This window comes from Streptomyces sp. bgisy159, from assembly GCF_057707805.1.
The window spans coordinates 1-9,044 of record NZ_JBYIQX010000084.1 but is presented as its reverse complement, the minus strand read 5'-3'; the positions used below and the strand labels follow the sequence as shown (position 1 = coordinate 9,044).

Here is a 9,044-nt window from a genome sequence, read left to right as displayed (position 1 = left end):
CTTCTCGACCCGATTCCCTGTCGGCGGGATTGCCGGAGACCTTCTCGCTTTCGCTCGTCGGCCTTTCGACATTCACTACGTTAGCCGATTCCCCGGCGGACTCATAATCGAGTCCCGCGAGTTCGAATTCGGGCATGCGGACATGCCGAAATCGATCCCGCTGAGGGATGTACTAGGTAGTGGGTTGGCCGCTCCGGCTGCAGGCGATCGCCGTACCCGGTTCAGCGGCTCGGGCCACGTTACGCACCTTCGCCGACAGAGTCAACTTCTGCGGCGCCGGGGCACATGGGCCCGGTACGGGCTCACCGTGGGGTCGCCGGCGATCCAGTAGCGCCAGGGGTGCACGGCTCCCTCGCCGGCGACACCGGTACGGGGGCCGGTGCTCACCCGCTCCGGGTCGACGGGCGTGCCCGTGAGGACACGCAAGGGGGTGTCGCCCGTCGCGCACGCGTCCGTGCCGTCCAGGGCGCGATCGATGTCCAGGGCGGTCGCCAGGCGGGCCGGGCCCTTGGCCAGTTCCCTGTCGTCGCGGGCCGACCGCCGTCGAGGTCGCGACTGCTCGGCTCCCTCGATGATCTCGCCGGCACGCAGCAGGACGGCGCTCGCCCGGCCTTCCGGACCGCACACCAGGTTCATGCAGTGCCACATGCCGTAGGTGAAGTAGACGTACACATGCCCGGGCGGCCCGAACATCACCGCGTTGCGGGCGGTGCGGCCGCGGTAGGCGTGGGAGCCGGGGTCGTTGTGGCCGTCGTAGGCCTCGACCTCGGTGAGGCGCAGGGTGATCGGACCGTCGGGGGTCGTGCGGACCAGGAGCCGGCCGAGGAGGTCGCGTGCGACGTCCAGGACGGGGCGGTCGAAGAACTCCCGTGGAAGGGGCGTACGGTCGGGGGTCGCGATCACGCCCTCCGAGCGTAGTGCAGTCTGGTCGGTACGCCGGGGTGGTCAGGGCGCGTTCGGCTTGCCAGGGTGTGGGCGCGGAACCGGCCGCCGCCGGTTCGCGTTGGTAGGGATCAAGGGTCCACCGCAGAGGTCTAGAGGAGAGTCATGGCGTTCAAGAAGCTGCTTGCGAGCCTGGGGGCCGGTGGGGCGTCGGTCGAGACGGTGCTGACGGAGGTCAACGTCGTACCGGGTGGTGTCGTCCAGGGCGAGGTGAGGATCCAGGGCGGTTCCGTGAGCCAGGACATCCAGGGTCTCTCGGTCGGTCTGCAGGCGCGGGTGGAGGTCGAAGGACAGGACGGCGAGTACACGCAGGACATCGAGTTCACGAAGGTGTCGCTGGGCGGGGCCTTCGAGCTGCAGGCCGGGGCCGTGCACGCCGTGCCGTTCGGGCTGGAGATCCCCTGGGAGACGCCGGTCACGATGATCGACGGTCAGGCCCTGCGCGGGATGAACATCGGCGTGACCACCGAGCTGGCCATCGCGCGGGCGGTCGACTCCACCGACCTCGACCCGATCAACGTCCACCCGATGCCGGCGCAGAAGGCGATCCTCGACGCGTTCATCCAGCTGGGCTTCCGCTTCAAGACCGCGGACATGGAACGCGGGCACATCCGGGGCACGCGGCAGCGGCTGCCGTTCTACCAGGAGATCGAGTTCTTCGCACCGTCGCAGTACCGCGGCCTGAACGAGGTCGAGCTGACCTTCGTCGCCGACGACAGCGTGATGGACGTCGTCCTCGAAATGGACAAGAAGCCGGGGCTGTTCAGCGAGGGCAGCGACACCTACCGCTGCTTCCAGGTGGGTCTGCACGACTACCACGCGACGGACTGGGTGGCCTACCTCAACCACTGGCTGTCCGAAGTCGGCGGCAAGCGCAACTGGTTCTAGTCTCCCTCCCGTAACCGGTAACCGGATCACCGATTCAGGAGGTACCGAGGTGACCGAGCTCATGCGGCGGCCGCTGCCCCACGACTTCCATCCGCCCGTGCCGTCGTTCACGGTGACGAGCGAGGATGTCGAGGACGGCGGGACGCTGAAGGGCGCCCAGGTCTTCGCGGAGGGGAACACCTCGCCGCAACTGCGCTGGGAGGGCTTCCCGCCGGAGACCAGGAGCTTCGCCGTGACGTGCTTCGACCCGGACGCCCCTACGGGCAGCGGGTTCTGGCACTGGGTCCTGTTCGACATACCGGCCTCCGTGACGGAGTTGGCGGCGGGTGCCGGCGGCGGGACCGGGGCGCTCCCCGAGGGCGCCGTTCACGCGCGAAACGACTACGGGACGTGGGACTTCGGCGGTGCCGCGCCGCCGCCCGGGGACGGTCCGCACCGGTACGTCTTCACGGTGTACGCGGTGGACCGGGAGAAGTTGGGTCCGGACGCCGACTCCTCGCCCGCGGCGGTCGGCTTCCATCTGCGGTTCCACGCGATCGCCCGTGCTCAGCTGATCGGAGAGTACGAGAATCCCGCTGCGGGATGAGTCATCTCATCGTTCACTGAACGTTTGCCCGTCTCTGGTGCTGGAAGTGATCAGAGGCGGGCAGTTTTTATTGCGTTGTCCATCTCGGCGCGCCCGTCCAGAGTTGATCCGAGCCCGCCGGGGGGTGGGCAGGTGCACATGGGAGGTGGGCTGGTATGCGGGACACACTGGTGCTCAACGCGAGTTTTGAGCCCTTGTCCACGGTGACGTCGAACCGTGCCGTCGTTCTGGTGCTGCAGGACAAGGCCGTCGTCGAGCAGGCCCACCCCGAACTGCGCATGCGGGGCGCCGCCGTGGACATTCCCGTGCCCCGCGTGATCAGGCTGTGCAGGTACGTCCGGGTGCCGTTCCGAAGACAAGCCCCGTGGTCGCGGCGGGGTGTGCTGGTCAGGGACCGGCACCTGTGCGCGTACTGCGGGCGGCGGGCGACGACCGTGGACCATGTGGTGCCGCGGTCCCAGGGGGGCCGGGACACCTGGCTGAACACGGTGGCGTCCTGCGCGGAGGACAACCACCGCAAGGCGGACCGGACTCCGGAGCAGGCGGGGATGCCGTTGCTGCGGCAGCCGTTCGAGCCGACTCCACAGGACGCGATGCTGCTGGCGCTGGCGCAGGACGACTTCAACGCGTTGCCGGGCTGGCTGGCGCAGAACGCCGCCTAGGCGTCCGGTACGAAGGGGGCTCACCTCGGTCGAGGTGGGCCCCCATCGGGTCTCGCGTGAGGTCAGTCGATCGACGGCTTCTCCCGGCGTTCCGCGGCGGCGCCGCCGTTGCCGCCGCCGTTCGAACCGCCGCCCAGCGGGCCGAAGTTGCCCATGGCGCCGGAGAGTCCCTTGAGGGCGTCGCCGATCTCGCTGGGGACGATCCAGAGCTTGTTGGCGTCGCCCTCGGCGATCTTCGGGAGCATCTGCAGGTACTGGTAGCTGAGGAGCTTCTGGTCGGGGTCGCCGGCGTGGATGGCCTCGAAGACCGTACGGACGGCCTGGGCCTCACCCTCGGCGCGCAGGGCGGCGGCCTTGGCCTCACCCTCGGCGCGCAGGATCTGCGACTGCTTCTCGCCCTCCGCGGTCAGGATGGCGGCCTGGCGCGTTCCCTCGGCGGTGAGGATCGCGGCGCGCTTGTCCCGGTCGGCGCGCATCTGCTTCTCCATCGAGTCCTGGATGGAGGTCGGGGGCTCGATGGCCTTCAGTTCCACGCGGTTGACCCGGATGCCCCATTTGCCGGTGGCCTCGTCGAGGACGCCGCGCAGGGCCGCGTTGATCTCCTCGCGGGAGGTCAGGGTGCGTTCGAGGTCCATGCCGCCGATGATGTTGCGCAGGGTGGTGACGGTCAGCTGCTCGATGGCCTGGATGTAGCTGGCGACCTCGTAGGTGGCGGCGCGGGCGTCGGTCACCTGGTAGTAGATGACGGTGTCGATGTTGACGACCAGGTTGTCCTGGGTGATCACCGGCTGCGGCGGGAACGGCACGACCTGTTCGCGCAGGTCGATGCGGTTGCGGATGGTGTCGATGAACGGGACGACGATGTTGAGGCCCGCGTTCAGGGTCCGCGTGTAGCGGCCGAAGCGCTCGACGATGGCGGCGCTGGCCTGTGGGATGACCTGGATCGTCTTGATCAGGGCGATGAAGACCAACACCACCAGAATGATCAAGACGATGATGACCGGTTCCATGGTGCTCCCCGTACCCTTCTCCGCCTCGGCGCGTTCGGAAGATCTTATGGCTGTTGAAGATCTTGCTGGTCGAGTCTGACAGACCGTCGTCCGCCGTGGGGGCCTGTTAGGCGCAGTCGCGCCAACTGTCCGCCGCTGGGCGTCATATGACGATCGCGGTGGCACCTTCGATCTCGACCACGTCCACTTGCTGACCGGGTTCGTAGCTCTGCTCGCCGTCGAGTGCGCGCGCCGACCAGATCTCGCCGGCGAGCTTGATGCGGCCGCCGCTGCCGTCGACCCGTTCGAGGACGACGGCCTGTTTTCCCTTCAACGCGTCGATGCCCGTGGCGAGTCCGGGCCGCAGCTGATTGCGGTGCCGGTAGGCGATGGGGCGTACGACCGCGATGAGGGCGACCGAGACGATGACGAAGGCGAGGACCTGGGCGACGGCGCCGAAGCCGAGGCCGGCCACGATCGCGGCGGCCACGGCGCCCACCGCGAACATGCCGAACTCCGGCATGGCGGTCACCACAAGGGGAATTCCGAGCGCTGCCGCGCCGACGAGCCACCATACCCACGCGTCGATGTTCACATGGTCATGGTAGGACCCACCGTGCGGCGCGGACAGGGCGCGACGGGGTGCTGTTCAGGAACTGTTCAGGGACTGTCAGGTCAACGGAAGGCCCTGGGCGGTCCAGCGGTCGCCGACCTGCTCGACGACGAGCGGAAGGCCGAAGCAGTGGGAGAGGTTACGGGAGGTCAGTTCCAGCTCGATCGGGCCGGCGGCGAGGACCTTGCCCTGACGGATCATGAGGACGTGGGTGAAGCCGGGCGCGATCTCCTCGACGTGGTGGGTCACCATGATCATCGAGGGCGCGATGGGGTCGCGGGCGAGCCGGCCGAGCCGGCGGACCAGGTCCTCGCGGCCGCCGAGGTCGAGGCCGGCCGCGGGCTCGTCGAGCAGGAGCAGCTCGGGGTCGGTCATCAGGGCGCGGGCGATGAGGGTGCGCTTGCGCTCGCCCTCGGAGAGGGTGCCGAACTTCCGGTCGAGGTAGTCGGTCATGCCGAGGCGGTCGAGGAAGGCGCGGGCCCGCTGCTCGTCGACGTCCTCGTACTCCTCCTGCCAGCCGGCCGTCATGCCGTAGGCGGCCGTCAGAACGGTCTGCAGGACCGTCTGGCGCTTGGGGAGCTTCTCGGCCATGGCGATGCCGGCCACGCCGATGCGGGGGCGAAGGTCGAAGACGTCGACCTTGCCGAGGGTGTCGCCGAGGATGGTGGCGGTGCCCTTGCTGGGGAAGAGGTAGCTGGAGGCGACGTTGAGCAGGGTCGTCTTGCCGGCGCCGTTGGGGCCGAGGATGACCCAGCGTTCGCCTTCCTTGACCGACCAGGAGACCTGGTCCACCAGAGCCCGGCCCTCCCGGACCACGGATACGTCCTGAAGCTCCAGAACATCGCTCATGAGCGCGTTGTCTCCCCTTGCAGTGTGGCCGGTCTCGGCTGTCGCGTACGCCTGTGGCTCGGTCCGCCGCGCCGGTGGGCACGGCCCTCCCGGAAAATCTACGCCACTGGCCGGGCGAGCCGTCCCCTCGGTCCGGTCCTTAGGGTGGGGGCATGCACTCGGAACCGCGCTCTGGTCGCCTCGCAGCTTGGGGAAATGCCCTTTTGGCCGGACTTGCCCCTCCGGATGACGCCGCGCTCGCCGTGGTCGGCGACGACGCGGTGCACCGGGTCACGGACCTGCCCGGGGAGTCGGCGCCCGTGGGCCTCACGCTGGCCCTCGGCCGGTTGCGGGCGCTGGGGGTGAGCGGACTGCGGGTGGCGCTGCCCGCGCCGGGCCACCCGCTCGGGCTGAGCGGGCCGCCGGAGTTCAACGCGCGGGCGCTGGAGTCCGGGGAGGCGGTGGTCTGTCACGGGGCCGGCCTGGGGCTGGTGCCGGAGGTGTCCGAGTCCGGGCCCGCGGGTGACGTGCACGTCGAGGTGGTGTGGCACTGCCTGCCGGTGCGCGAGGCACCGCCCGCCGACGTGCCGTCGCTGGGTGAGGCGGAGCGGGAGCTGGCAGAGGCGCTGCGGGAGGCGACGCGTGTGCTGACGCGGCTGGACGTGGCCGGGTCGGGGCCGGCGGCCGCCGCCGCCATCGACGCGTACCGGGCGCGGACCGAAGGGGGTGCGGAGGTGCTGGCGCCGGGGTATCCGCCGCGCGCGGTGCGGGTGCTGGAGCTGGCACGGCGGGTGGGGGCGCTGGTGTCGCTGGCGTACGAGAACGGGCACGGGGGCGCGGTGAGCGCGTCGGAGATGGCGGCGCGCGGGGAGGCGCTGCGGCCGGTGGAGCGTACGGCACGGCGCGCCCAGGTCGCCGCGTACAACGCGTATGTCGAGGAACGGGAGCGGCGCTGAGCCGTACCGCCGGGTGCGGACGGTGTCCGAGGGGGTGCCGCCGCGCCGGCGACGCCCCCTCGTGCCCTTTTCCGTCGCGGACGTCCGCGCCGCGGGACGACGGGGCCCCGAGGTGGAAGAACGGGACTTGGCGGCCGCCGCCGTCGCCACGGGCGCCGACGACCACGGCGGCCCTGGGGGTGATCGGCCTCCCGGTGGTCGACCGGGAGGCCGGGGGCGCCGCGGGCGCCCGCTGGACGTCAGGGAGTGAGACCCGGGGACGTCAGTGGTTGAGACCCAGGTTGCCGAAGGCCGGGTTCAGCACGCCGATCACGTTGACGCTGTTGCCGACCACGTTCACCGGGACGTGCACCGGGGCCTGGACCACGTTGCCCGAGGCGACACCCGGAGAACCCTTGGCCTCAGCGCCGGCCCACGCGCCGTCGGTGGCCGAGGCCATGCCGGCACCGGCGGCCATGAGCCCGCCGGCCACCATCGTCACGGCCGCTGCCCTCTTCAGGTTCTTCACTGTCCAAGTCCTCCTTGTGTTCACCGCGGCGGGTGCCGAGGTGCGCACTGGAGAACGGCGGCGGCCGCCGGAGGTTGCGCCATCCGGGGGACATTCCCACGACGGTATGAATCTCCGACCGGACGGGAACCCTCCGAATTGCCGTGGGCAGCGGCCCCCGGGCTGCGGTCTTGGCCGGTCAGGTCTCAGCCGGTCAGGTCTCAGCCGGTCAGGCCGTGGCGTACGGCCCACAGGGCCGCCTGGGTGCGGTCCGCGAGGTCGAGCTTCATCAGGATGTTCGACACGTGGGTCTTGACCGTCTTCTCGGACAGCACCAGCGCGCGGGCGATCTCCCGGTTGGAGCGGCCGTCCGCGATCAGGCCCAGCACCTCGCGCTCCCGGTCGGTGAGCGAACCGCTCCGGCCCTGGCCGCCGCTTCCGTCCTCCTGCGACAGCAGGGCGCCCGCGACCTCGGGCTGGAGCAGCACGTGCCCGGCGTGCACGGAGCGGATGGCCGTGGCCAGCGCGTCGGGGTCGACGTCCTTGTAGACGTACCCGGCGGCGCCCGCGCGCAGGGCGGGAACGACCGTGCGCTGCTCGGTGAAGCTGGTGACGATCAGCACGCGCGCGGGGTTGCCGAGGTCGCGCAGGCGGCGCAGGGCGTCCACGCCGTCGGTGCCGGGCATCTTGACGTCCATGAGGACGACGTCGGGTCTCAGCTCCTCGGCGCGGGCGACTCCCTCGGCACCGTCGGCGGCCTCGCCGACGACGACTATGTCGTCCTGCACCTCCAGGAAGGTGCGCAGGCCCCGGCGCACGACCTGGTGGTCGTCGACGAGCAGCACCTTGATTGCGTCAGCCACCGGGGACCTCCATCTCGATCGTGGTGCCCTTGCCGGGCGCCGAGTCCACCGTCAGACCGCCGCCGACCCCGCTCGCGCGGTCCCGCATCGAGACCAGGCCGAGGTGGCGTCCGGCCTGGCGGGTGGCCCGGGGGTCGAAGCCGCCGCCGTCGTCCGTGACCCGCAGGACGGCACCCGGGCCGCGCCGGTCGAGGGTCACGTCCACGTGGGCGGCGCCGGAGTGGCGCAGGGCGTTGTGCAGCGCCTCCTGGGCGACCCGCAGCAGGGCCTCCTCCTGGGCGGCGGGCAGGGCGCGCACGCCCCGGCTGACGAAGGAGACGCGCGCGGTGTGAGCGCGGTCGAGGACCTGCGCCTGGGTGCGCAGGGTGGCGACGAGGCCGTCCTCGTCGAGGGCGGCGGGGCGCAGCTCGACGACGGCGGCGCGCAGTTCGTCGGCCGCCTCGGCGGCGAGCGCGGCGACCTGCTGGAGCTCGCCCTTGGCGCGGGACGGGTCACGGTCGACCAGGGCCGCGGCGGCCTGGGCCGTCAGCCGGAGGGAGAAGAGCTTCTGGCTCACCGCGTCGTGCAGCTCATGGGCGAGGCGGGAGCGCTCCTCGACGATGGTGAGTTCGCGGCTGCGTTCGTAGAGGCGGGCATTGGTGAGGGCGATCGCGGCGTGCTGGCCGAGGATGGACAGCAGTTCCTCGTCCTCCTCGGTGAAGCCGCAGCCGTCCCCGGGGGCCGGTTCTGCGGCCCGTCCGCCGGGGCGGATCTTGTTGGCCAGGAAGAGCGCGCCGATGACCTCGTCGCCGTCGCGGATCGGCAGTCCGAGGAAGTCGGACATCCGGGGGTGGGCGTCCGGCCAGCCCTCGAAGCGGGGGTCCTCACGCACGTCGGCCAGCCGCTCGGGTTTCTCCTGGTGCAGCATCGCGGCCAGGATGCCGTGCTGGCGGGGCAGGGGACCGATCGCGCGCCACTGCTCCTCGCTTACGCCGTCGACCACGAACTGGGCGAAGCCGCCGTGGTCGTCCGGGACGCCCAGCGCGGCGTACTCGGCGGCGAGCAGCTCACGCGCGGAGGCGACGATCGTCTTGAGGACGTCGCGCACCTCCAGGTGCCTGCTCATGGCCAGTAGCGCGGAACTCACCGCGGCGAGTCCTGACCGGGGACCTTGACTCATGTCCTCACCGTACCGGCGGGGTGTGACAGCCCGGATCGGGCCGGTGACCGCCGCGGCCTCGGTCCCGGGGC

The 9,044-nt window shown here is 70.9% G+C and carries 11 protein-coding genes; 4 read left to right on the top strand and 7 right to left on the bottom strand.

Annotated features, from left to right (window positions below):
• Positions 1 to 261 precede the first annotated feature (261 nt).
• Positions 262 to 903, bottom strand: coding sequence for a DNA-3-methyladenine glycosylase (locus tag AC3ET3_RS35480; protein ID WP_432139966.1), 642 nt, complete (start codon positions 901 to 903; stop codon positions 262 to 264).
• 144 nt (positions 904 to 1,047) lie between these two features.
• On the opposite strand from AC3ET3_RS35480, the gene AC3ET3_RS35475 reads away from it, so the two are divergent.
• The 3 genes from AC3ET3_RS35475 to AC3ET3_RS35465 all read left to right on the top strand — a co-directional run bounded on the left by AC3ET3_RS35475 (position 1,048) and on the right by AC3ET3_RS35465 (position 3,078).
• Positions 1,048 to 1,830, top strand: coding sequence for a sporulation protein (locus tag AC3ET3_RS35475; RefSeq protein ID WP_435613674.1), 783 nt, complete (start codon positions 1,048 to 1,050; stop codon positions 1,828 to 1,830).
• Positions 1,831 to 1,879: 49 nt separating this feature from the next.
• Complete coding sequence (locus AC3ET3_RS35470; RefSeq protein WP_435613673.1) at positions 1,880 to 2,416, top strand: YbhB/YbcL family Raf kinase inhibitor-like protein; 537 nt, start codon at positions 1,880 to 1,882, stop codon at positions 2,414 to 2,416.
• Positions 2,417 to 2,571: 155 nt separating this feature from the next.
• Positions 2,572 to 3,078 (top strand): HNH endonuclease, encoded by a 507-nt coding sequence (locus AC3ET3_RS35465; protein WP_432139969.1) that lies wholly within the window; start codon positions 2,572 to 2,574, stop codon positions 3,076 to 3,078.
• A gap of 62 nt (positions 3,079 to 3,140) precedes the next feature.
• On the opposite strand, the gene AC3ET3_RS35460 is transcribed toward AC3ET3_RS35465, so the two are convergent.
• From AC3ET3_RS35460 to AC3ET3_RS35450, 3 genes are all read right to left on the bottom strand, one after another.
• Complete coding sequence (locus AC3ET3_RS35460; RefSeq protein WP_432139970.1) at positions 3,141 to 4,088, bottom strand: SPFH domain-containing protein; 948 nt, start codon at positions 4,086 to 4,088, stop codon at positions 3,141 to 3,143.
• Between the two features lie 142 nt (positions 4,089 to 4,230).
• A complete protein-coding gene (locus tag AC3ET3_RS35455; RefSeq protein ID WP_432139971.1) occupies positions 4,231 to 4,662 on the bottom strand; it encodes an NfeD family protein in 432 nt (143 codons plus the stop codon).
• Positions 4,663 to 4,737: 75 nt separating this feature from the next.
• Complete coding sequence (locus AC3ET3_RS35450) at positions 4,738 to 5,529, bottom strand: ABC transporter ATP-binding protein (protein ID WP_432139972.1); 792 nt, start codon at positions 5,527 to 5,529, stop codon at positions 4,738 to 4,740.
• 152 nt (positions 5,530 to 5,681) lie between these two features.
• Between AC3ET3_RS35450 and AC3ET3_RS35445 the strand changes: the two genes are divergently transcribed.
• Positions 5,682 to 6,464, top strand: a complete 783-nt coding sequence (locus AC3ET3_RS35445; RefSeq protein WP_432158998.1) for a hypothetical protein — start codon at positions 5,682 to 5,684, stop codon at positions 6,462 to 6,464.
• Between the two features lie 262 nt (positions 6,465 to 6,726).
• Here the strand turns inward: AC3ET3_RS35445 and AC3ET3_RS35440 are convergent, their stop codons facing one another.
• The 3 genes from AC3ET3_RS35440 to AC3ET3_RS35430 all read right to left on the bottom strand — a co-directional run bounded on the left by AC3ET3_RS35440 (position 6,727) and on the right by AC3ET3_RS35430 (position 8,973).
• Positions 6,727 to 6,972, bottom strand: coding sequence for a chaplin (locus AC3ET3_RS35440; RefSeq protein ID WP_432158997.1), 246 nt, complete (start codon positions 6,970 to 6,972; stop codon positions 6,727 to 6,729).
• Positions 6,973 to 7,172: 200 nt separating this feature from the next.
• Entirely contained in the window at positions 7,173 to 7,814 is a 642-nt protein-coding gene (locus tag AC3ET3_RS35435) for a response regulator (protein ID WP_432139975.1), read from the bottom strand.
• Positions 7,807 to 8,973 carry a GAF domain-containing sensor histidine kinase gene (locus AC3ET3_RS35430; RefSeq protein WP_432139976.1) on the bottom strand — a complete coding sequence of 389 codons (1,167 nt, stop codon included), beginning with the start codon at positions 8,971 to 8,973 and terminating at the stop codon, positions 7,807 to 7,809. The genes AC3ET3_RS35435 and AC3ET3_RS35430 overlap by 8 nt, the downstream gene beginning before the upstream one ends.
• Positions 8,974 to 9,044 lie beyond the last annotated feature (71 nt).